23 protein-coding genes and 1 other RNA gene are annotated in these 21,296 nt (G+C 68.3%); 11 read left to right on the forward strand and 13 right to left on the reverse strand.

Annotated features, from left to right (window positions below):
* Nucleotides 1-233: 233 nt before the first annotated feature.
* Nucleotides 234-1,598: a phosphoglucosamine mutase gene (glmM, locus tag GT355_RS09195; RefSeq protein WP_160134363.1), complete on the forward strand. Its 1,365-nt coding sequence runs from the start codon at nt 234-236 to the stop codon at nt 1,596-1,598.
* Nucleotide 1,599: 1 nt separating this feature from the next.
* Here glmM and GT355_RS09200 read toward each other — a convergent pair whose 3' ends face one another.
* Together GT355_RS09200 and hisI are read right to left on the reverse strand one after the other, a co-directional pair.
* On the reverse strand, nt 1,600-2,727 hold the full coding sequence (locus GT355_RS09200; RefSeq protein ID WP_160134364.1) for a DUF7118 family protein: 1,128 nt from the start codon (nt 2,725-2,727) through the stop codon (nt 1,600-1,602).
* Nucleotides 2,720-3,103 carry a phosphoribosyl-AMP cyclohydrolase gene (hisI, locus tag GT355_RS09205; protein WP_120074932.1) on the reverse strand — a complete coding sequence of 128 codons (384 nt, stop codon included), beginning with the start codon at nt 3,101-3,103 and terminating at the stop codon, nt 2,720-2,722. Before hisI ends, GT355_RS09200 begins: the two co-directional genes overlap by 8 nt.
* 179 nt (nt 3,104-3,282) lie before the next feature.
* Between hisI and GT355_RS09210 the strand changes: the two genes are divergently transcribed.
* From GT355_RS09210 to GT355_RS09225, 4 genes are all read left to right on the forward strand, one after another.
* Complete coding sequence (locus GT355_RS09210) at nt 3,283-4,503, forward strand: inorganic phosphate transporter (protein WP_192927992.1); 1,221 nt, start codon at nt 3,283-3,285, stop codon at nt 4,501-4,503.
* A 105-nt stretch (nt 4,504-4,608) separates the two neighbouring features.
* The gene (locus tag GT355_RS09215) at nt 4,609-4,788 is read left to right on the forward strand and encodes a DUF8107 family protein (RefSeq protein WP_160134365.1); all 180 of its coding nucleotides are present in this window, start codon (nt 4,609-4,611) and stop codon (nt 4,786-4,788) included.
* Nucleotides 4,789-4,848: 60 nt separating this feature from the next.
* Nucleotides 4,849-5,523 carry a uracil phosphoribosyltransferase gene (upp, locus tag GT355_RS09220; protein WP_120074936.1) on the forward strand — a complete coding sequence of 225 codons (675 nt, stop codon included), beginning with the start codon at nt 4,849-4,851 and terminating at the stop codon, nt 5,521-5,523.
* Between the two features lie 339 nt (nt 5,524-5,862).
* Entirely contained in the window at nt 5,863-6,201 is a 339-nt protein-coding gene (locus tag GT355_RS09225; protein WP_160134366.1) for a DsrE family protein, read from the forward strand.
* Here GT355_RS09225 and GT355_RS09230 read toward each other — a convergent pair whose 3' ends face one another.
* Nucleotides 6,202-7,122, reverse strand: coding sequence for a TSUP family transporter (locus GT355_RS09230; protein WP_160134367.1), 921 nt, complete (start codon nt 7,120-7,122; stop codon nt 6,202-6,204).
* 243 nt (nt 7,123-7,365) lie between these two features.
* An RNA gene (gene rnpB / locus GT355_RS09235) (RNase P RNA component) lies at nt 7,366-7,803 on the reverse strand.
* Nucleotides 7,804-7,907: 104 nt separating this feature from the next.
* Between rnpB and GT355_RS09240 the strand changes: the two genes are divergently transcribed.
* Nucleotides 7,908-8,192 (forward strand): hypothetical protein, encoded by a 285-nt coding sequence (locus tag GT355_RS09240; RefSeq protein WP_160134368.1) that lies wholly within the window; start codon nt 7,908-7,910, stop codon nt 8,190-8,192.
* A 4-nt stretch (nt 8,193-8,196) separates the two neighbouring features.
* On the opposite strand, the gene GT355_RS09245 is transcribed toward GT355_RS09240, so the two are convergent.
* On the reverse strand, nt 8,197-9,351 hold the full coding sequence (locus tag GT355_RS09245; RefSeq protein ID WP_160134369.1) for a nicotinate phosphoribosyltransferase: 1,155 nt from the start codon (nt 9,349-9,351) through the stop codon (nt 8,197-8,199).
* Between the two features lie 37 nt (nt 9,352-9,388).
* Nucleotides 9,389-10,918, reverse strand: coding sequence for an Hvo_1808 family surface protein (locus tag GT355_RS09250; RefSeq protein ID WP_160134370.1), 1,530 nt, complete (start codon nt 10,916-10,918; stop codon nt 9,389-9,391).
* A gap of 108 nt (nt 10,919-11,026) precedes the next feature.
* On the opposite strand from GT355_RS09250, the gene GT355_RS09255 reads away from it, so the two are divergent.
* Both GT355_RS09255 and GT355_RS09260 read left to right on the forward strand, forming a co-directional pair.
* Nucleotides 11,027-11,605 carry a cysteine hydrolase family protein gene (locus GT355_RS09255; RefSeq protein ID WP_160134371.1) on the forward strand — a complete coding sequence of 193 codons (579 nt, stop codon included), beginning with the start codon at nt 11,027-11,029 and terminating at the stop codon, nt 11,603-11,605.
* 90 nt (nt 11,606-11,695) lie between these two features.
* Nucleotides 11,696-12,628, forward strand: coding sequence for a dimethylarginine dimethylaminohydrolase family protein (locus GT355_RS09260; protein WP_160134372.1), 933 nt, complete (start codon nt 11,696-11,698; stop codon nt 12,626-12,628).
* Between the two features lie 2 nt (nt 12,629-12,630).
* Here GT355_RS09260 and GT355_RS09265 read toward each other — a convergent pair whose 3' ends face one another.
* Nucleotides 12,631-13,089 (reverse strand): PaaI family thioesterase, encoded by a 459-nt coding sequence (locus GT355_RS09265; protein ID WP_160134373.1) that lies wholly within the window; start codon nt 13,087-13,089, stop codon nt 12,631-12,633.
* An 83-nt stretch (nt 13,090-13,172) separates the two neighbouring features.
* Between GT355_RS09265 and GT355_RS09270 the strand changes: the two genes are divergently transcribed.
* Nucleotides 13,173-13,610 carry a DUF4385 domain-containing protein gene (locus GT355_RS09270; protein WP_160134374.1) on the forward strand — a complete coding sequence of 146 codons (438 nt, stop codon included), beginning with the start codon at nt 13,173-13,175 and terminating at the stop codon, nt 13,608-13,610.
* Between the two features lie 336 nt (nt 13,611-13,946).
* Here GT355_RS09270 and GT355_RS09275 read toward each other — a convergent pair whose 3' ends face one another.
* Nucleotides 13,947-14,813 (reverse strand): DUF8155 domain-containing protein, encoded by an 867-nt coding sequence (locus GT355_RS09275; protein ID WP_160134375.1) that lies wholly within the window; start codon nt 14,811-14,813, stop codon nt 13,947-13,949.
* A gap of 51 nt (nt 14,814-14,864) precedes the next feature.
* Here GT355_RS09275 and GT355_RS09280 point away from each other — a divergent pair, with 51 nt between their 5' ends.
* Both GT355_RS09280 and GT355_RS09285 read left to right on the forward strand, forming a co-directional pair.
* Entirely contained in the window at nt 14,865-15,536 is a 672-nt protein-coding gene (locus GT355_RS09280) for a lipoate--protein ligase family protein (protein WP_160134376.1), read from the forward strand.
* 24 nt (nt 15,537-15,560) lie between these two features.
* On the forward strand, nt 15,561-16,847 hold the full coding sequence (locus GT355_RS09285; RefSeq protein ID WP_160134377.1) for a dihydroorotase: 1,287 nt from the start codon (nt 15,561-15,563) through the stop codon (nt 16,845-16,847).
* Here GT355_RS09285 and GT355_RS09290 read toward each other — a convergent pair.
* The 5 genes from GT355_RS09290 to GT355_RS09310 are packed head-to-tail and all read right to left on the reverse strand — an operon-like array spanning nt 16,837 to nt 21,292.
* The gene (locus GT355_RS09290; protein WP_160134378.1) at nt 16,837-17,052 is read right to left on the reverse strand and encodes a hypothetical protein; all 216 of its coding nucleotides are present in this window, start codon (nt 17,050-17,052) and stop codon (nt 16,837-16,839) included. The genes GT355_RS09285 and GT355_RS09290 overlap by 11 nt on opposite strands.
* Before the next feature lie 54 nt (nt 17,053-17,106).
* Nucleotides 17,107-17,451 (reverse strand): DUF7268 family protein, encoded by a 345-nt coding sequence (locus tag GT355_RS09295; protein WP_160134379.1) that lies wholly within the window; start codon nt 17,449-17,451, stop codon nt 17,107-17,109.
* 3 nt (nt 17,452-17,454) lie between these two features.
* Nucleotides 17,455-18,429 carry an ABC transporter permease gene (locus GT355_RS09300; RefSeq protein WP_160134380.1) on the reverse strand — a complete coding sequence of 325 codons (975 nt, stop codon included), beginning with the start codon at nt 18,427-18,429 and terminating at the stop codon, nt 17,455-17,457.
* Between the two features lie 28 nt (nt 18,430-18,457).
* Nucleotides 18,458-19,510 carry an ABC transporter permease gene (locus GT355_RS09305; RefSeq protein ID WP_160134381.1) on the reverse strand — a complete coding sequence of 351 codons (1,053 nt, stop codon included), beginning with the start codon at nt 19,508-19,510 and terminating at the stop codon, nt 18,458-18,460.
* Nucleotides 19,511-19,549: 39 nt separating this feature from the next.
* Entirely contained in the window at nt 19,550-21,292 is a 1,743-nt protein-coding gene (locus tag GT355_RS09310) for an ABC transporter substrate-binding protein (RefSeq protein ID WP_160134382.1), read from the reverse strand.
* Between the last annotated feature and the right edge of the window lie 4 nt (nt 21,293-21,296).

Here is a 21,296-nt window from a genome sequence, read left to right on the forward strand (position 1 = left end):
GAGGGCTTCTGCGGAAGCGGTTGCGGTGCGGAGGTGTCCGGTTGCGGAGGCGGTTGCGGATGCGGTGCGGAGGTGTCCGCACGAGCGGAGCGAGTGCGGTTCACCGCTCGCGCGGTTTGCGAGCGGGAGTTTTTGATCCACCTTTTTGCAAGCGGGGGTTGCCGGAGGCAACCCCCCGCAGTAAAAAGGTGGGGCGGAAGGAATTTGGTGGTCGGCTTCACACCCCAACTCGAATGAGACTGTTCGGGTCGAGTGGGATACGGGGGACCGCGAACGAGGAGGTGACGCCGGAGTTCAGCCTCCGAGTCGCGATGGCGGTCGGCACGGTGGTCGGTGGGGAACGGGTGGCGCTCGGGCGGGACACACGCGCGAGCGGGCCGATGCTCGCGGATGCAGCAGCGAGCGGGCTGGTGAGCGTCGGCTGTGACGTCGAGCGGTTGGGCGCGTTGCCCACACCCGCCGTCCAGTGTTACGCCGAGCAGGAAGGGGTGCCGGCGGTGGTGATCACCGCCTCGCACAACCCGCCGACGGACAACGGGATCAAGCTCGTCGGCCCCGACGGGATCGAGTTCCCGATCGAGCGCCTCGAACGCGTCGAGGACGTGCTGGCGGCCGAGGAGTTCGAGCGCGTCCCGTGGAACGAGACCGGCGACTCGCGTCGGATCGAGGGTGCGCGGCGGCGCTACGTCGAGGAAGTCGTGGACGCCGTGGCCCGCGAGCGGATCGCGGCGGCGGACCTGACGGTGGCGCTCGACCCCGGCCACGGTGCGGGGGCGCTGACGAGCCCGGACATCTTCCGCGCGCTCGGCTGTCGGGTCGTCACCGTCAACGCCCAGCCCGAGGGCACGTTTCCGGGTCGGGATCCGGAACCGGTTCCCGAGAACCTCGGAGACCTGCGGCGATTGGTGCGCACCACGGATGCCGATATCGGGATCGCTCACGACGGCGACGCCGACCGTGCGGTGTTCGTCGACGAACACGGCGAGACGATCACCGGCGACGCAAGCCTCGCGGCGCTCGCGGCTGGCGCGCTCGGACCCGGCGACAGGACCGTCTCGGCGGTGACGGTCTCCCAGCGGCTCGTGGACGTGGCCGAACACGCCGAGGCCGACCTCGAACTCACGCCCGTCGGGAGCACCCGGATCATCTCGCGGATCCGCGACCTCCAGCACGAAGGGATTTCAGTACCCGTCGCCGGCGAGGGCAACGGCGGCGTGTTGTTCCCGGGATACCGTCTGGCGCGCGACGGCGCGTACACCGCCGCACGCTTTCTCGAGCTCGTGGCCGAGCGCCCCGCGAGCGCGGTGGTCGACGACGTCGGCGGCTACTACAACCGACGAACGGCGGTCGAGTACGACGGCGACACCGAACGCGAGACCCTACTGGATGCGGCGGCGACCTACGCCAACGACAGCGCCGGCGACCTCGATGTCACTGACGGCTACCGGTTGAGCTTCGGGGACGCGTGGGTACTCGTTCGCGAGAGCGGGACCGAGCCCAAGGTTCGGATCTACGCCGAGGCTAGTGAGGACGACCGGGCCGAGCAGCTCGCGACGGACGTTCGGGAGGCGCTCGAAACCGCGACGGCGAAGTGTTGAGTCAGGGGCCGGGGTGCGCCGCGAGCGCCTCGTCGAGCCGGTCGCGTTCGGCGCGGGCGGCCTCGAGGTCGCTTTCGACCGTACCCTCGGCGAGTCGGGTTCGTTCGGCCTGCGTGAGGCTTTCGCGGGCGGCGGCGGCGCGCCGAAGCCGTTCGTAGCGGTCCGTCTCGCTTGTCTCACGGAGCGAGCGGAGCCGTGCGACCGTCGATTCGGGGGCGAACCGACCGACGACGGCGACCAGTTCGCGGATCCGGTAGCGGAGCACCCCGGCGGTCGGCGGCGGCCACGACACCGTGAGCGGCTCGGCGTCGAGGCCGTCGAGGTAGCTCCGGTTGACGACGACGTGGCGTCGGAACTCGTCCGGGTTCTCGACGTAGTGGTCGAGCTTCGAGGCCGAGTAGTCCGCGTACTCGGTGAGGGTGGCGAGCGGTTCGGCTCCGACGGGACTCGATTCGACGTAGTCCCGGAGGTCGGTCGGCGGCGGGCGGAACGACACCAGCGGGTAGTGGCGGGTCGTGCCGACGAACTCGAGGAGCTGGCGGGCGCTCGCTTCGTGTCGAAACGCGTCGAAAGCCTCGCGAACGCGGTCGTTGTAGGCCTCGATCGGCTCACGGAGGTCGCCGGTCGGCGCGTCGAGGTCGACCGCCGCGAGGTCGGAGAGCCGTTTGAGGTCCGCGACCTCGCGTTCGAGTTCGTCGCGCCGGTTCGCCACCCGCCGTCGTGCCTCACGGTAGCGCTCGCGTTCGGCGTCGCGGTCGTCGAGCACGCCCACGAGCTCCTCGACCGGCGCGAGCGCGTCACGGGCGGCGGCGAAGTCGCCCGTCGAGAGTCGTCGTTTGTCGAAACGGTCGTTCGCGGTCTCGAACGCCTCGCGGCGCGGAAGGTCGTCGTCGAGACCCTCGACGAGCGAATCGAACGACTCCCGGAACTCGATGAAGCCCTCGAAGTCGCCGGTGCCCGTGGCCCGGTCCTCGTACTTGTCGAGCAGCGTCGTCGCACGGTCGTAGGCGTCGGCGACCGCCCGGAGGTCGGCCTCGCCGTGGTCGGTGACCCGCTCGACGGCCGCGTCGTACGCCTCGTGGGCCGCCGTCAGGGTCGCCGTCGGGTCGCGGTGGGTCGTCTCACTCATAGACGGCGTCGGGGTCGAAGACGCGTTCGGCGACCACCTCGCCGTCGAGCGTGCGATAGAAGCAGCTCTCGTAGCCCACGTGGCACGCCCCGCCCTCCTGGTCGACGAGGTAGAGCACGGCGTCGCCGTCGCAGTCGACGCGGATCTCCTCGATATGCTGGACGTGGCCGCTCGATTGGCCCTTCTGCCAGAGTTCGTCGCGGCTCCGCGAGTAGTAGTGACCCAGCCCCGTCTCGCGGGTGCGTTCGATCGCGTCCGCGGAGGCGTGAGCCACCATCAGGACCTCGCGGGTCTCGGCGTCCTGGGCGACCACCGTGAGGAGCCCGTCGGGGCCGAACTCGAGGTCGGGCGTGGTGACCGAATCCGTTCGGCTCATGCTCCGATCTTCGGTCTCGCGCTCATAGGCTTTTTGCGTTCGTGAACGCCGTTCAGCCGACCGACAAGGGTTTTCGTTCTCGGGTGTACCGGGTAGTACATGATATTTCGACGACCGGTCGTCGGTGCGAGACGGGACCCGCCGGGCGGCACGGGACGCGCGCAGTGCGGGGAACGAGGATGACCGTCGGGGTCGTCCTCCAGAGCTCGACGTCGCTGGCCGTGGTCGGGGTGGCGGTGCTCGCGAGCTTCGGGATGGCGTGGGCGCTCGGCGCGTCCTCGAACTCGCCGCCGTTCGCGCCGGCGGTGGGGGCGAACGCGCTCCCGACGATGCGCGCGGCCTTCTTCATCGGGGTGTTCGCGGCGCTCGGGGCGGTCGCCCAGGGTGGCAGCATCTCGCGAACGGTCGGACAGGACCTCATCGACGGCGTCTCGATCACGCCGCTCGCGGCCGCCGCGGCGCTGTTGACCGCGGCGGCGTTCATCGCGATAGGGGTGAGGACCGGCTACCCGATCCCGGCGGCGTTCGCCACCACCGGTGCGGTCGTCGGGGCGGGGCTGAGCCTCGGCGGTGCCCCGGCGTTCGACACCTACACGCGGCTGGCGTCGTTCTGGGTTGCGGTGCCGTTCGTCTCGGCGACGATCGCCTACGGTACCGCGACCCTCCTCCGGCGGGACGACGTTCCCGAGACGGTCAGCGTCCCGGCGCTCGCGGGCCTCGTGGGCGCGATCCTCGCCAACGTCCGGCTGGCGATCTTCCCCGGTCCCGACGGTCAAGGCACCCTCGCGGAGTTCGTCTCACGACGTGTGGGTAGCGGCCCGGAACTCGTCGCGGGCTACGACCTGGTCAGCGTGGTCGTGAGCCTCGCGTTCGGCGCGGTCGTCTTCCTAGCCCTCCGCCGCCGGATGCAGGCGTCGGTCGATGCCGGTATTCGAGGGTTCCTGGTCGGTCTCGGGGCGGTCGTGGCGTTCTCGAGCGGCGGGAGCCAGGTCGGGCTCGCGACGGGGCCGATCGAACCCCTGTTCGACTCGCTCGGCACGCCCGCGGTTCTGCTGCTCGGCCTCGGCGCGGTCGGCATCCTGCTCGGGGCGTGGATGGGCTCGCCGCGACTGCTCCAAGCCGTCGCCCGGGAGTACTCACAACTCGGCGTCCGGCGGTCGATCGCCGCGCTGATCCCGGGGTTCATCATCGCCCAGGTCGCCATCGCGCTCGGGATCCCGATCTCCTTCAACAACATCATCATCTCCAGCGTGATCGGGAGCGGGCTCGCCGCGGGCTCGGCGGGCACCTCGATGCGGAAGATCGGTTTCACCCTCGTCGCGTGGCTCGTCTCGCTCGTCGGCGCGGGGCTGGTGGGATACGGGCTCTATCAGCTACTGGCGTTCCTCACCGGCGCGTAGCGACACGGCGAGTTTCCGAGCGAACGACACGAAGGTCGAGAAGTGGGGATTGCACGCAAACAGTCGCGGAACAGAGCTAAGTCCGCGGGGTCGTGAATCCGAACGATGGCCACCGACGGCGACATTCGAGTCCTGGTCGCGATCGACCTCGTGCTCTCGGCGATATTCTCGACCCTCGTGGTCTGGGGGCTCTCGTTCGTCGGGAGTCTCACGTTCTCGTGGGTCACCGTCGGCCTCGCCACCCTCCTGCTCGCGCTCGTGACCTACCTCGCGGTGCTCCGGTAACCCATCCCGAAGGCGCGCCGGACGGGTGAATTTATACCCGCTCGGATGGCGCATCAATTCATGCCCATCGTCGAACGCGACTCCGCCTCGCTCATTACCCACGCGCTCGCGCGCGACACGCTCTCGCGCCTCCGGAGCGTCGAAACCGAACAGGTCGCCTTCCGCAAAGGATTGGTGAAACTCGGCCGGATCTGTGGCTACGAAGTCATCGACGGCGCGATGGAGACCGAGTACGTCTCGATCACCACACCCCTCGAAGAGACCACCGGCGAGCGCGTGAAGGGTCTCGACGACGTCGTGATCATCAACGTCCTCCGGGCGGCGACGCCGTTCGTCGAGGGCCTGCTGAAGGCGTTCCCGCGGGCGAAACAGGGCGTGATCTCCGCCGGTCGCGACGAAAGTGCCGGAATGAACGACGAGGGCGAGTTCCCGATCACCATCGACTACACCAAGCTCCCCGAGATCACCGAGAAGGACACCGTGATCGTCGCCGACCCGATGCTCGCCACGGGTTCGACGATGTGTACGGTCCTCGACCACGTCCTCTCCGACGCCGACCCCGAGCGCCTCATCGTGCTCTCGGCGGTCAGCGCACCGCCGGGCCTCCTCCGAGTGGGGGACGCCTACCCCGAGGCCGACCTCCTGACGGTGAGCATCGACGACCACCTCGACGAGAACGGGTTCATCGTTCCCGGCCTCGGCGACGCCGGCGACCGCGCCTTCCGCACCAAGTAATCCGCTTCGACGCACGTCGAACCCCTTGGTTTCGTCTGGAGATACGGCCCGAAGAGCGACTGCGTCGGGCGTTCTCGCCGGCCCGTGTCAGGCGTTTCCACGACAAATTCTGGGACGAATTCGACCGACGGCGCGGGGGTTGGGGTGCGGGTGCTGTGGCGCGTAGGCCGTGTGCTCGGATGGGTGATGGGCGGGTGCTGTGGCGCGTAGGCCGTGTGCTCGGATGGGTGATGTGGGTAGCGTGGATAGGGTCGAAGTCGTATCGGACCCACCCCTGCCATCGGGTTCGTCTCCGACGGTATCGAACGGTTTGAATCGATAGCGGTCGTCGTCCCCGTCGTGAACGTGGTCTTCCACCACTCGAACGACGACCCCGAGCTGCACGACCGCGTGACGAACAACGTCGCGAACCTCCTCGACGACGCCACGGTCGAGACGGACGAGGTCACACTGGTCGCCAACAGCGGCGGGCTCCAGTTGCTCGTCGCGGACTCGCCACAGCGCGAGGCGGTCGAAACCCTCCAAGAACGCGGTGTCGTCTTCAAGCAGTGTCGGAACACCTTCGCGGGAACCGAGGTCGGGGAGGCCGACCTCATCGACGGCGTCGAGGTGGTTCCCTCGGGCGTCGGCGAGCTCGCGCGCCTCCAGGAAGCGGGCTACACCTACCTCAAGCCCTGATCAGAGGAAGAGCGCCGGGACCGTCTTCCGGAGGATGTTGAGCGCGATCACGACGAGCAGCGCGACCACGAACCAGTTGAACTTGGTCTCGTCGACCTCCAATCGGCGGAGGTAGGTGCCGAGGAGGAGGCCGACGATGGTGACGACAGCGATGGCACAGCCGAGCCAGAGCCGATAGGGCGTCATCAGTCCATCGAAGAGCATCACGACGATCCGAACGGTGAAGATCGTCCCGAGCACCATCGAGAGACCCCCGATGTAGCGTTCGGTGTCGCGCTCGAAGGTGTGGAAGTAGGCGGGCAGGAGCGGGCCGAGGTTCGAGACGGCGAGCAGGAACCCCTCCAGCGCGCCGGCGGTCCCGAGCGCGACCGGGTGGTGGGCCTCCTCGACTCTGAGGAACCCGCCGAAGATCTCGAAGAGCGCGTAGCCGAGGATGACCAGCGCGATGACGAACGGGACGATCGGGCCGGCGCTGTAGGTGCTGAGGGCGACCACCCCGACGACCGCGCCGAGCACCGCGAGCACCATCAGCACCCACTCCTCGCGAACGAATTCGAGGCCGGTGTCGGTCTCGCCGACCTGGAAGACGTTGATCATCCACGGCGGGATGGCGAGCACGACGACCGCGAGGGTGGGGTCGACGACGCTCGCGAAAACGGGGGTCGCGATCAGCGCGTAGCCGAACCCGAGCATCCCCTTGATCGCGCCTGCAGCGATCGCGACCACGAGGAAGAGCACTAGGAGACCGGGCGAGACGTCCGCCTGGATCCCTTGGGTGACGTTCTCCATGCCGGGGAAGAACACGACCGCCCCGGCGAGAACCGCGAGGGTCGCGAGCGTCATCGTGACCTCACGGTACCGCAGCGCGGTTAGGTTCTTCAGGAACTGTTCGACGTCGACGGTTGATCCGGTGGTAGCCATTTGGTGAATCACTCAGGTGAACCGGCGACCGCCGCCGGCGTGCCGCACTGGTGTCCGATAGGGTTCGGAGAGGGATAATGCGGGCGTCGTCGGTGAGCCCTGCAGCTATGCGTTTCGTCGGCGATCGATGGTATCCAGTGGCTGCCGGTGGATTGGGGCCCGAAGCGGTCGTTCGGCCGGAACACACGCGTCGCAAAACGAGACAAAGATCGCCGGTTCGTGGTCGTCGCTCGCGACGTGAGTGGCTGAGAGGAGTACGCCCCCTTCTGTTCGTCCCGGCATTCGGCTGTGCGTCCGCGCCCCTGCCGGGCTACCGTGCGGCGTGTGCCGCGTGGCGCGGACTTGCACCGGCGAGGTTTCGCCGTTCCATCCGTTCTCCACCGTCGTCCCTCGATCGGTTAGCTCCCCGTTGCTTTCTCGGGTTTGAGCCCTTCTGCGCAGGGTTCGCGCGCTCGCTTCGGGGCGCGATGCGCCCCGTGCCGCTCGCGCCAAGGCGGTGGTGAAACCACCGCCCGCATCTCATCGGTCGGGTGGAGGGGTCTCGTTGCTGTTCCAGAGCCGACGGTCTCCCGCCCCGGGGTCGCCCCGGTCGCCTGCCCGGCGGTGGGGGGACGTTCCTCGCGTGTGGGCCGGCGCGACGAATCCGCGCCGGCCCGCCGCGGTGGCCGGGCTCTCTCTGCCAGTTGAAGATTCTCGGCGGGCGAATAAAACCGTTCGGACGCGGACTGCCAGCCGACCACTACCGGCCTACAGACACTTAGTTGATAACAAGTAGCGGTGAATCGATGAGGATGTCGGAAACGAGGTCGGGTCGTGGGCTGACGGGTCTGCGGGTCGTCGCCGCAGTTCTCGCGGTTCTAACGGTCCAGATCGGGCAGGTCAGCGGACGGCTGTTGACTTCACTCGTCGGCATCGTCGTTCTCGTCGCCGCCCTGCTCTCGCTTGCTGGCGTAATCACCGTCTCACGACGCCGCACGGTCCGGGTTGCCGTAGCTGTTCTGTTGGTCGTTTTGATGGGATACAACATCGTGTTCTCGACCGTCCCGATCGGTAATCCCCCAGGCAGATAGCCCCTCAGTCGTCGGTCCCGAAGTCCACGAGTTCCGCGTCCGCTCTCGCTCGTTCGGCCGCCGCGTCGAGGTCGAACTCCCGGATGACCTCACCGTCGCGGATCAGTGGCTCCAACAGTGGCTCGCCCTCGGCGTCGTGGTCGGCGAGCGCGACGTGGTGACCGCCCGTGGACGTTCGATAGACCTGCTTCCTTCCCGAGAGCTTCCCGCGTTTCGAGACGGGTTCGCCGTCGATCTCGACGATATCGAGCGCGAAGTCGACGGGGTCGGCGTTCGAGACGTAGCTCCCGACGCCGAAGCCGTCCGCGACGTCCCGGAGGTCCCGAAGCGTCTCGGGGCCGAGCCCGCCGCTGGCGAAGAGGCCGACGTCCTCGCGGCCCCGCGCGTCGAGCGCCCAGCGCACCTCGCGCAGGATGTGCCGGAAGTCCCCGCGGCGCGAGCCCGTGGTGTCGATCCGGACGCTGTCGAGGTCCTCGCCGAGCGCGTCGGCCGCCCGGAGGGTCTCGTCGACCTCGTCGGTGTAGGTGTCACACAGCGCGATCCGCGGGACGGACTCGGGCGCGGCCTCGTCGAAGGCGACCCACGCGTCCTCCTGGTTTCCCTTCCCGAAACAGATCACGAGCGCGTGGGGCATCGTGCCGCTGGCCTCCCGGTCGAGGAGGTCGCCCGCGGCGACGTGCGAGAAGCCGTCGAAACCCGCCACCAGCGCGCTCCGCTCGACGACCGCCGCGATCGAGGGGTGGACGTGGCGCGCGCCGAAGCTCAACAGCGATGAATCGGGGGCGGCCAGCCGCGCCCGGAGCGCGCTCGTCGCCATCCCGGAGGGGTGCGAGAGAAACCCCAAGAGCGCGGTTTCGAACCGAGCGAACTCGAGGTATCGTCCCTCGATCCGGAGCACCGGCCCGCCGTCGAACAGCTGTCCCTCGCGGAGGGCGTCGGCGTCGACATCTAGCCCACGAAGGAGGTGGGCGGCGTCCTCGATCCCGGCGAAGACCTCGAACTCCCCAGTCGAGAACTGGTCGGCGGTGACCTCGGCGACGACTCGTGGATTCTTCCCGACGTAGTCGAGCGTCTCGACGGTCCGTTCGAAGTAGGCGTCGGTGGCGCGGCCCTCGCGGATGACGGCGGGCGAGACGATATCGAACTCGGGGTCGGGCATGTACGACCTCCTCGGGGAGGGTGGAAAAGCGTGTTCGTCAGCCGCCCGCGTGGACGTCGTTCAGGTCGCCGGTCTCGGGTGCGTTGACGATGGTGACGGTGTTCCCATCCCGTGTGATCCGGAAGGCGTCGCTGTAGGGGCTGTCGTCACGGACCACCCAGACGTCCCCGCTTCCCGATTCGGGCTCGCCGCCCCAGTGCGAGAGGAGGTCGTGGTAGCCGTCGACGAACTCGCGGGCCTCGGCGGGCGAATCCCACGCGAGCTTCCAGACGTAGCCCGTCTCGTTGCCCTTCCGATAGACCGCCATCCGGTCGCCGTCCCAGCCGTTGGTGTAGTTGAAGCCGTAGTTGAACGGGTCGCTGGTGTTGACGCTCCCGGCTTCGAGGTTGAGGAACGCTCCCGGCGCGACGACCGAGGTGTCGTTGTAGTCGTCGTAGAGCGTCGCGCCGAAGGTCGCCGCGAGCGCCGACTGGCCGAGCACGGCGTAGTCGGGCCGGCCCGGCGGGCGCACCCGCTCCCAGCCGTTCGCGGTGCTGTTCGCGACCGTGAGGTTGGTGGGGGGGTCGGAGCCGTATTTCTCGGGGTGGATGACCTGCTCGGCGCTCGCCGGGAGGTCGTCGTAGGCCGCGTTCACCCGGTCCCAGCCGCCGTGCGAACGGAGATAGCTGACGAACGCGGGGCCGTCGGCGTACGGGAAGTACGAGAGGATGTAGACCCCGAGGTCGAGGCTACTGGTGCTGTCGCCGTCCCCGCCGCTGGCGGTGCCAGCGCTCCCGGCCGCGGCCTCGGTGCACTGCCACTCGGCCTCACAGGCCGCGTCGTACTGGTCCTCGATGTAGTTGGCGTCGCCCTCGACCAGCCCGTTCCGGGCGTTGTAAGCGTCGCGCGTCGCGGGGTTCGACGACGAGAGGTCGAAGTGCTGGTCCTGGAGCGCGTGGGTCAGCTCGTGGGCCAGCGTCGAGGGGTCGACGTCGGGGGTGGCCGTCGGCGAGACCACCACGATCGAGTCGTTCGCCGGGCTGTAGTAGCCGAGGACGTTCTGGCCGCGGTTCGACTGCTGAACCGCGAGCGAGTTGCGGTCCTCGCCGACCAGGAACATCCCTTCGAACTTCGCGTTGTCGAACGTCCGGAAGGCCGGCGACCGGCCCCCGCCGTCGCCGGTCGACCGGCTGTAGTCGGCACGGGAGATGACCTCCACCGGCACCGACTGCGTGAACTCGAGCCCCCGGATCCGCTCGACGCGCGCCATCGTGACGTTGACGAGCGCGGCGCGCTCGCTGGCGTTGTAGCCGTCGCCGGTCGTGACCGCTATCGATTCGTTGTACCAGTAGCCGCCCTCCCACCCGAGCGCGTCGTTCGCGGGGTCCGGGGGGATCGTGCCCGCACTGGCCGCGCCCGTGCCGTCACTAGAACCGCCCGTGTCCCCCTTGGCCGCTCCGCCTCCCTCCGTCGTCCCGCTCGAACCCGAGGTGGGAGCGGAGGCGTTGGGACCGCTACCGAGAAACGGGACGCTACAGCCGGCGAGAACCACCAGCGCGACCACGGAAAGAACGGCGACGGCTCGCATACGATGGCGATGTGACCCGCGGGCAAAAAACGTCCGACTGCGGCGACGGGCGGGAACACCCCGAACCGGCGCGAAAAGAGCTTTGCCCGCGTCGTGGGTAGCGGACACATGGAGTTCGACCCCGACCGGACCGCCGTCGTCGTCGTGGACATGCAAAACGGGTTCTGTCACCCGGAGGGGAGCCTCTCCGCCCCCGCCAGCGAGGACGTGATCGACCCTATCGCCGACCTCGTCACGGACGCCCGGGCGGCGGGTGTGAAGACGGTATTCACGCGCGATGTCCACCCGCCGGAGCAGTTCGCGGGGAACCACTACTACGACGAGTTCGAGCGCTGGGGCGAGCACGTCGTCGAGGGGTCGTGGGAAGCCGAAGTCGTCGACGAACTCGCTGGCAAGGCCGACCACGTCGTCGAGAAACACACCTACGACGCCTTCCACGACACCGAGCTGGAGGGGTGGCTGCGGGCGCGCGGGGTCGACGACCTCCTCATCTGTGGGACGCTCGCGAACGTCTGCGTGCTCCACACCGCGGGCAGCGCCGGCCTCCGGGATTTCAGACCCGTCCTCGTCCCGGACGCCATCGGAGCCATCGAGGACGCCCACCACGAGTACGCGCTCGACCACGCCGACTGGTTGTTCGGGGAAGTCACAGAACGCGCCAATATCACGTTCGGAAGCGAACAGTAGCGTCGGAAATCCGCCTCGAATTTCATAAACAAGCAGTTAACTACCGTACTCCGAAACGTATACGGTATTCGACGTCGGTTGTCGGGACGAATGTCCGTCGAGACCGCCGTCCACGACCCCACGGACCGTGTCGGGTTCGTACCCACGGATGCCGATGCCCGTTCGCGCGAGCGCACGACGTTGCTGGTTCGACCCCAATATTTCGGGGTGAGCTACCGTATCAACCCCTACATGCGTCCCGAGGCCGGAGCCGACGCCGCGCGGGCACGCGAGCAGTGGGACGACCTCCGTGGGGTCTACGACGACCTCCCGGCACGGACCACGGTGCTCGACCCGGACGAGGCCGTGGTGGGTGCACGCGACCGTCGCCCGGCGGTCCGAGGTCCGACGCAGCTTCCCGACATGGTGTTCTGTGCGAACCACGGGCTCGCGCTCCCCGACGAGCGTGGGGTCGTGCTCTCGCGGATGGCGACCAGCGAGCGCGCCGACGAGGTCGACTACTTCGCGGCGTGGTGTGAGGACCAGGACTACACCGTCCACACCGTCGAGAGCGGCCCGTTCGAGGGCACCGGCGACGCGATCTGGCATCCCGGTCGACGGCTGCTCTGGGGTGGCTACGGTATCCGAACCAGCAGAGCGGTCTACGACGAGCTCGCCGATCTCCTCGGGGTTCCTATCCTGGGACTCGAACTCGTCGACGAACGTTACTACCACCTCGACGTCTGTTTCGCGCCGCTCGACGAATCCACGGTCCTGGTCGAGCCGGCGGCGTTCACCGACGCGAGCCGCGAGCGTATCGAGGGCTGTTTCGATCGGGTGATCGAGGCCGGACCGGGCGAGTCCGAGCGCGGGCTGGCCTGCAACTGCCACCCTATCGACGGCGAGCACGTCGTGATGGGCGCGGGCAACCCCGAGACGGCCGCACGGGTCGAGAGTGCAGGATTCGAGGTCCACGAGGTTCCGACGGACGAGTTCCAGAAGGCGGGTGGGTCGGTGCGGTGTCTCACGCTCTCGCTCGGGTAGCGCTACCGAAACAGCCGGTAGGCACCCTGGCCCGTCGCCACGGGTTTGGACTCGCCGTCGGGGGCCTCGCTCTCGACCGTGACGGTGGAGACGCCGACGCTCGATCCTGCTCTGACGACCTCCGCGGTGGCGGTGAGGTCGCCGCCGGCAGGCCGGAGGTAGTTGACGTTGAGGTTGATGGTCGCCACGCCGCCGTTGAGCGGGTCGTCGAGGTGGGGCCGGAGCGCGATCCCACCCGCGGTGTCGATGAGGGTCGCGGCGATGCCGCCGTGGACCTGGGCCGGGTCGTCGCCGTCGCCCGGCCGGGAGTTCGAGAGCTTCTCGTCGAAGGGGACCGACAGCACGAGCGTGTCGTGGGTCATCGATTCGACGGTCGTCCCGAGCCACGAGAGGTAGCCGTGGTCGTCGATGAACTCCTGGAGCAGGTCGGTCATCCCGTCCGGAACGTCGGCGTCGCTCATACCGCCACATCACCGGCGAGCGGTTTGTAGCCACCGATGACCGCAAGCGACACCGTGAGGCGTGGTCGGTGCCGAGCGCGGGCATGTCCGATGGCCCGGAGTACGACATCGACTTTCGCGAGCACCCGGAGGAGTACGAGGTCGGCCGCGGCGAGGAGGGCGTGTTCAAGGTCGAACCGTACAAGAGCGAACTTCTCGACTACTGGGGCTACGCCGACCGCGAGACCGCCGACGAGGCCGGGGCGGCCATCTACGCGAAGTATCGGGAGTACCGCGACGAGGGCGACTTCCCGGGGATGGACATGGCGCGGAAATATTTGCAGATGGGCTACACCCGGGCGATGCGCTACGCGCGCTGTCCTGGTGGACAGAAGTACGTAGATGGGGAAGAACGCGACCCCGAGAAGTGGGTCGACCACGACAAACGCGAGGCCGCGCTGATTTATGAGGTCTGGTGGGAGCGAGTGGAGAACGACAAGGTGTATCAGCAGGCGAAATCGGCGCATCGAGAAGGTGGGTGAATCGATCGGTCTGAGCGGGAACCGATGGATGACGAGGTCGAATAGCGTCTGAGAACCGGACGCGCCTACCACTTCTCTGCGACCCGCAGTACACGTCGCGTCGAACAGCGGCTAAGAACCGCACTCACCCGATACAAGTGAGAACCGCAGACCGCCTCTCGACAGCCACGAGCCTCCCCAGCCGACTGCGCTCCTCGCTCGTTTCACTCGCTCCGGTGCTCATCCCTCGCACAATGTCCGCGGTCGGTGTTCGCTATCGCTCACACACGACCGCGAGCGCGCGCTACAGCATCCGAACCACCTCCGCATCGCGAACGGAACGCACCGCAGCCGGTGTCAGCCCAGCCGAATCGGGTCGTCCGTGGGGCGAAGGTCGACCTCGATACGGTCGTCGACGGCGAACGCGTGGCTGGGACAGACGAGCTTCGCGCCGAAGGCGGGGTCGCGAGCACAGCACAGCGATAGCCCGGTGATCGGCTCGTCGTTGGCGAGGATTTCGAGCGGTTCCCACGTCACGTTTCGGCCCGCAGTGGTTCCGATTCGCTGACCGAACAGCGAAACCGATTCTGCAGAGGTGCCGAGCGCGCCGCCGCCCGCGTAGTGGACGAGCCCCCCGTCGAGCACCCGTCCCTCGTCGCTCGCGATGCCAACGAATCGCTCGCCCGGCGCGGGGTTGGCGGGCGCGTCGAGGACCACGTAGGTCTCGCCCGTCTCGACCACACGGCCCGACCCGTTCCAGTCGAGCGCCTCGACCTCGACGTCGGGATCGAGCGCCAGCGACCCGCTCGCGCGGTAGGGGTTCTGATCGGGAGCCCGGAGTTCGAGGTGGACGTGGTTGTCGACCCACGGCGCGAAGAAGCCCGCGCGGACGAGGCTGCCGAGCGGGTCGCCGACGTCGATGGTGTCCCCGGGGTCGACGCCTGGGTCGACGTGGAGGATCCGAGCGACGTGCGGGCCGGTGTCGACGAGGATCAGATGATCGTGGTCGGGCGCGTAGGGTTTCGGCGGTGCGCGAACGGTTCGGGTTTCGAGCACCTCGCCCGCGACGGGCGACGGCGCGACGGACGACTCTTCGGCGGGCCCGAGCCCCGAATCGGGATAGAGATCCACCGCGTGGCCGCGGTCGTGGGAGGTGTACGGCGAGTTGTAGAGCGAGAAGCGCTGGTACCGAGAGAGGACGTCGGCACCGAGTGGGACGGCCATCGACGATCGGAGGACCCGCGGGCGTTTAGCCCTCCCGTCCGTAGGACCGACATGCGAATCGTCGAGGGCCGGGCCGAGGACATCGAGGCCGACAGGGCCCGAACCCGGGAGCTGTTCGAGCACACCGAGGAGACCGGCGAGCCGGCGGTCCGGGTCTGGACGCCCCACCGCCAGGTCGCCTTCGGGCGGCGCGACTCTCAGGAGAACGGCTACGAGGAGGCCAAACGCGCCGCCGAGGACCACGACTTCCCGGTCGTCGAACGGGAGGTCGGCGGTCGCGCGGTGGCCTACACCGGGACCACGGTGACCTTCGCGCGCGCCGAACCCGTCAATGAAGGAATCACCGAACGCTATGACCGTGCGACCGACGACCTCCTGACCGCATTCGAGGAACTCGGGGTCGACGCCCGCCCCGGCGAGCCGCCCGACTCGTTCTGTCCGGGATCGCACTCGCTCCAGGCGAACGGAAAGATCGCGGGCCTCGCCCAGCGCGTCACCGGCGAGGCCGCGCTCGTCGCGGGCATCGTCCTCACCCGCGACGCGGCGGAGATAGTGACCGCGCTTGACCCCGTCTACGCCGCGCTCGACGTGCCGTTCGACCCGGAATCGGTGGGGAGCGTCGAGCGGGCGGGCGGGGAGAGCGAGCCGGAAGCCGTCGTGCGGGCGGTCGAGACGGCGCTGGTCGAGGGCGACGATGAAGCGGCCGACGACCGGGAGGCTTAGGCCCGCGGACGCGGTGGCTGCGGTATGCTCATCACGAACGCGCGGCTCGCCGACGGCCGCCGGCGCGACGTCCGCGTCGACGGCGAGCGGATCGCCGCCGTCGAGGCCGACCTCGACCCGCACGCCGACGAACGCGTCCTCGACACCGACGACGACCTCCTCCTCCCAGGGATGATCGACACACACGTCCACTTCCGGGAGCCGGGGTTCCCCGAGAAGGAGACCTGGGCCACGGGCAGCCGGTCGGCGGCGGCGGGCGGGGTCACCACGGTCGTCGACCAGCCGAACACGGAGCCGCCAACGGTCACGGGCGACGCCTTCGACGACAAGGCCGACCTGGCGACCGACTCGATCGTGGATTTCGGGATCAACGGCGGCGTCACGCCCGAGTGGGACCCCGAGGAACTGTTCGACCGCCCGCTGTTCGCGCTCGGCGAGGTGTTCCTCGCGGACTCAACGGGCGAGATGGGTATCGACGCCGACCTGTTCGCGACGGCCGCCCGCGAGGCCGCCGACCACGGGGTCCCCGTGACCGTCCACGCCGAGGACGCGACGCTGTTCGACGAAGGTGCGAGAAACCGCGACGACGCGGACGCCTGGAGCGCCTACCGAACCGCCGAAGCCGAGGCCGTCGCCGTCGAGCGCGCGTGCGAGGTCGGTCGAGAGGTTGGGTCAGGGGTACACATCGCCCACACCAGCACGCCCGAGGGCGTCGATGCCGCGAACGAGGCAGGGATGACCTGCGAGGTCACGCCCCACCACCTCCTCCTCTCGCGCGACGATCTCGACGACCTGGGGACCCTCGGCCGGATGAATCCCCCACTCCGGAGCGAGGAACGGCGGGCCGCGGTCTACGACCGCGTCGCGAACGGAACGGTCGACGTGATCGCGACCGACCACGCGCCCCACACCCGCGCCGAGAAGGACGCGGGCATCTGGGACGCCCCGAGCGGCGTTCCGGGCGTCGAGACCGCGCTCCCGCTCCTGCTGGAGGAAGCGCGTCAGGGACGGCTGGGCTACGAGCGCGTCCGCGACCTCACGGCCGCGAACCCCGCCGCCGTCTTCGACCGCCCGCGGAAGGGCCGGGTCGAGGCGGGTCGGGACGCCGACCTCGTGCTGGTCGACCCCGACTCGCCGCGCGAGATCCGTGGCGAGGGGCTCCACTCGAAGGCGGGCTGGACGCCGTTCGAGGGCTGGAACGGCGTCTTCCCGGAACTGACGATGGTTCGCGGGGAGACGGTCTACGAACGGAACGAGGACGGCGAGCGCTTCGGCGAGGTGGGCGGCGAGAACGTTCGTCTCAGTCGGTGAGGGACGAGACGAGGAGCACCAGCCCGACGAGAACGAGGACGGCACCGTTGAGGCGCGCCGTCGCGGTGCCGAACGTGCCCGGCACCGACGCGCCGGCGAGCGAGCCAACGTCCCGGTGCCGGTCCCCGGTGGCGGGCCGAACGAGGAGCGCCACCCCGACGGCGACCGACACCACACCGGCACCGAGGAGTATCTGACGGCTCATCGGTCGAGGGAGGAACGCCCACCGGATAACGGTTCGTCGGGGCGGGTGTTCTGCTTACCCAATGGCGACCGTCGCCAGAACGACCCCGACCATCACGCCCGCACCGAACCCCAAAACCCGTGTCATGGCGCGCCGGGAGTCCGCCTCGGTCCAGTCGGTGCCGGCGTCGAGATACGTCTGAAGCGACTCGATACCGCGGCCCGCGAGCACCGACCCCGACCAACCGAGCACGCCGAAACCGAGCACGAGCGCGCCGACCGCGAACGTCTGCGTGCTGGCGAAGTCGAGGTTTCGGAGGACCGAGAGACCGAGCACAGCGAGGCCGCCGGCGACGACACCGACCGCCGCGGCGGTGCCGAGAAGGCGGGTTCGAACGAGGAGCCATTCCTGGGGGCCCATCCCTCAGTCGATGGCCTCGCGCATCCGGGGGTCGAGCGCGTCTCGCATCCCGTCCCCGAGCAGGTTGAACCCGAGCACCGTGAGCGCGAGCAGGAGGCCGGGGAAGAACGACCACCACCACTGCCCGGTGAGCAGCCCCTGGTCCACGCCGTTCGAGAGCATCAGCCCCCACGAGGGCGTGCCGGTGGCCGCGCCGAACCCGAGGAAGGAGAGCGCGGCGAGGTCGATGATCGCCAGCCCGAAGTTGAGGGTGCTCTGGACGGTGATGGGCGCGAGACAGTTCGGCAGGATGTGCCGGACGATGATCCGGGGGCTCGTCGCGCCGAGCGACTCGGTGGCGTCGACGTACTCGTCTTCGAGCACCGCGAGCGCCGCCCCGCGGATCACGCGGGCGAACCGCGGGGTGTAGACCAGCGTGAGCGCCGCGACCGCCCGCCAGAGCCCGAGGTCGTCGGGGAAGATGGCGACCAGCGCGAGCGCGAGCAGGAGCGAGGGGAACGCGAGCAGAACGTCCATCGTCCGCATCACGACGTTGTCGGTGACGTCACCGAAGTAGGCCGCGACGATCCCGAGTCCCACGCCGGCGACCGTCGAGATCCCCACCGTGATCGTGCCGTAGAGCATGGCGTACCACGCGCCGTAGAGCACGCGTGGGAAGATGTCGCGGGCCTGGCCGTCGGTGCCGAACGGGTAGTCCAGGAAACCGACGGGCTGGAGGGTCGCACTCGGATTTCCGAAGAGGTGGACCCACCAGCCGGGTGCCTGCCGCGGCGGGTTCTGACCGAACTGGGTGAGCGAGATGGCTTCGAGGTCGACGAACAGCTTGGCGTAGAGCGCGACCACGACCATCACGACGATGATGGTGAGCCCCGCGAGCGCCAGCCGGTTCGAGAGGAGGTCCGAGAGGAACGGCGACGCCCGAAGGCGGTCGAAGAGCCCCCGGGACCGGGTGGCCCCCATTTCGGTTTCGGTGCTCACCGCGTCGCCTCCGTTTCGGTGGGGACGTTCATTGCTGGATCCTCGGGTCGAGCACGGAGTAGGTGATGTCGACGCCGAGGTTCACGAGCGTGAAGAGGAACGCGAACACCAGCACCGTGCCCTGCACCACGGGGTAGTCGCCCACCTCGATCGCTCGCACGAGGAGGGTACCGATGCCGCCGATCCCGAACACCGTCTCGGTGAGCACCGCACCGCCGAGCAGCGAGCCGAACTGGATCCCGATCACGGTGATGACGGGGATCAGCGCGTTCCGGAGCCCGTGTTTCATGATCGTGATCTTCGCACCCTGGCCCTTCGCGCGAGCGGTACGCATGTAGTCCTGCCTGATGACTTCGAGCATCGAGGAGCGCATCATCCGCGAGATCAGCGCCATCGAGTAGATCCCGATGGTGAGCGCCGGCAGGATCATGTGATTGACCGCCGAGATAAACGGTGCGAAGTTCGCGGGGTCGAAGCCCGAGGTGAGGCTCTGTTGGATACCCTGGACGAACGTATCGAGTGTGATCAGCCCCGTGATGGGCTCGATCGAGTAGGCCTGGGAGTCGATCCGGCCGCTGGTCGGCACCCAGCCGAGTATCTGGGAGAACAGGAGGATCACGAGCGGTCCGCTCCAGAAGATCGGGACGCTGATCCCCGAGAGGGCACCGACTCGGGTGAGGTGGTCGGTGATGGTGTCCTGATTGACCGCGCTGATGATCCCGAGCGGGATCCCGAGAACGATCCCGATGAGCTGGCCGTAGAGGGCGAGCTCGATCGTCACCGGGAGCTTGTTGGCGAGGATCGTCGTCACCGGCGTGTTGCGCTGGATGGTGTAGGACTGGCCGAGGTCGAACCGGGCGACATCGGCGAGAAAGCGACCGTACTGCACCCATATCGGGTCGTCGAGCCCGAGTTGCTGTTCGACCTGATTCACGAACGCCTGCGAGGCGCGCTGACCCGCGATCACCCGTGCGGGGTTGCCCGGCGAGAGCTGGAGGATGGCGAAGACCACCGTCGCCACCCCGAACAGCACCGGGACGAGCAGCAACAGACGCTTGGCGATGAAGCGCACCGAGACCATCAGGCGGCCACCCTGTAGAGCGCGTGTGCACCGCGTGGCTCACCCATCGAGCGTGACGAGGTTGAGGTAGGGCCCGCTGATCGCGGCGGGGGTGTAGTTGTTCACGCGGTTGCCGACCCCGCGAAGCTCCTTCGCGTAGTCGAGGTAGACCCACGGTGCCTCGTCGTGGGCGATCTGGCTGGCCTGTTTGTACTTCTTCTTCCGGGTGGCCGTGTCGTAGGTGGACTGGGCGTCCCCGACGAGGGTCATGTACTGCCGGTTGGCCCAGCCCGAGGCGTTGGAGGTGTTGTAGCCCTCGGTGTCGAAGCTCACCCAGTCCTGACCCTGTGTGAGCTTGTCCTCCTCGACCTGGGGGTCCAGGAGAACGTACATGAAGTTGTCCGGGTCGGCGTTGTCGGTGTACCAGCCGAGGAAACACGCGTCGTGTTTGCCCTCCTGGGTGTAGGTCAGGAACGGATCGAACGACATCTGGTTGACCGAGACCTCGATCCCGACCTCCGAGAGGTTCGATTTCACGGTTTGGGCCGTCGGTAGCGGCGAGGGGTTGTAGCCCCGCGGGTTCTTGAACGTCGAAAGCTCGAAGCTGAAGCCGTCGCCGTAACCCGCCTCCTCCAGCAGCGACTGGGCCTTCTCGGTGTCGTAGGCGTAGGGGTCGATGCTCCCGTTGTGGCCCATCACGTTCGGCGGCAGCGGCTGGGAGGCCTGGCTCGCGAAGCCCGAGTAGATGTTCTCGACGATCGCCTTGGTGTTGATCGCGTAGCTGATCGCCTGGCGGACCTTCTTGTTCTGGAACGGCTTCACGCTCGCCATGTTGAACGCCATATAGCCGACGTTGATGCCGTCGATCTGGCGGAGCTCGGCCGCGTCGGCCGACTGGAGCTGCTGGGAGGACTGGGCCCCCAACCCGTCGACGATGTCGACCTCGCCTTCGGCCAGCGACTGCGCACGCGTCGAGTTCTGACCGATGGTCTCGAAGACCACGCCGTCGACGTTCGGGCCCTTCCCCCAGTACTGCTTGTGGGCCGACAGCCGGATGACCTCGTTCGCGTCGTCGAGGTTCTCGAGACTGAACGGCCCCGTCCCGACCGGTTTCTTCGCGAGGTCGCGCTCGGACTCGATGGCCTTCTTCGAGTGCACCGACGCCGCGAACATCGCGAGGTTCCGGAGGAACGGCGCGTACTTCTGGGTGAGCTCGATCGTGAGCTTGTTCTTCCCCTCCGTCGAGATGTCGTCGATCCAGTTACCGAGGGTGAACGGCCCGTAGCCCGAGACGTAGTCGTCGCCCGGGTAGTACTGGTAGTCGGGGTCCGTAAAGCGCCGGTAGGTGGCCACGAAGTCGTCGGCGGTGAACGTCTCGCCGTTGTCGAAGACCGCGTCCTCGCGGAGGGTGAGGGTCGCGGTCGTCCCCTCGAGGTTCCAGTCGGTCGCCAACCCCTTCGTGAGCGTCGACTTCCCGGGCTTGAAGTTGATCAGGGTGTCGTAGATCTGTTCGGTGACCTTCGCGACCTCGCCGCTGGTGGAGTTCTGCGGGTCGAGCGTCGCGGAGTGACTCCCGCGGGCGTACGCGAGCGTGTTGGAGCCGCTCCCGCCACCGCCGCCGCTGCTCCCGTTCCCCGCACTGGAGCCGGTTCCACTCGAACCGCCACTTCCGGAGCCGTTACTCCCGTTTCCGCCACCGGAGTCATCGGTTCCGCCGAGACAGCCCGCGACCGCCGCTGCGGCCGCCGCACCGCCGGCTATCTTGAGGAAGGAACGTCTATTCCGTTCGCTATCGTCTGGCATACGC

The organism is Halococcus salsus, assembly GCF_009900715.1.
Taxonomy (GTDB): domain Archaea; phylum Halobacteriota; class Halobacteria; order Halobacteriales; family Halococcaceae; genus Halococcus; species Halococcus salsus.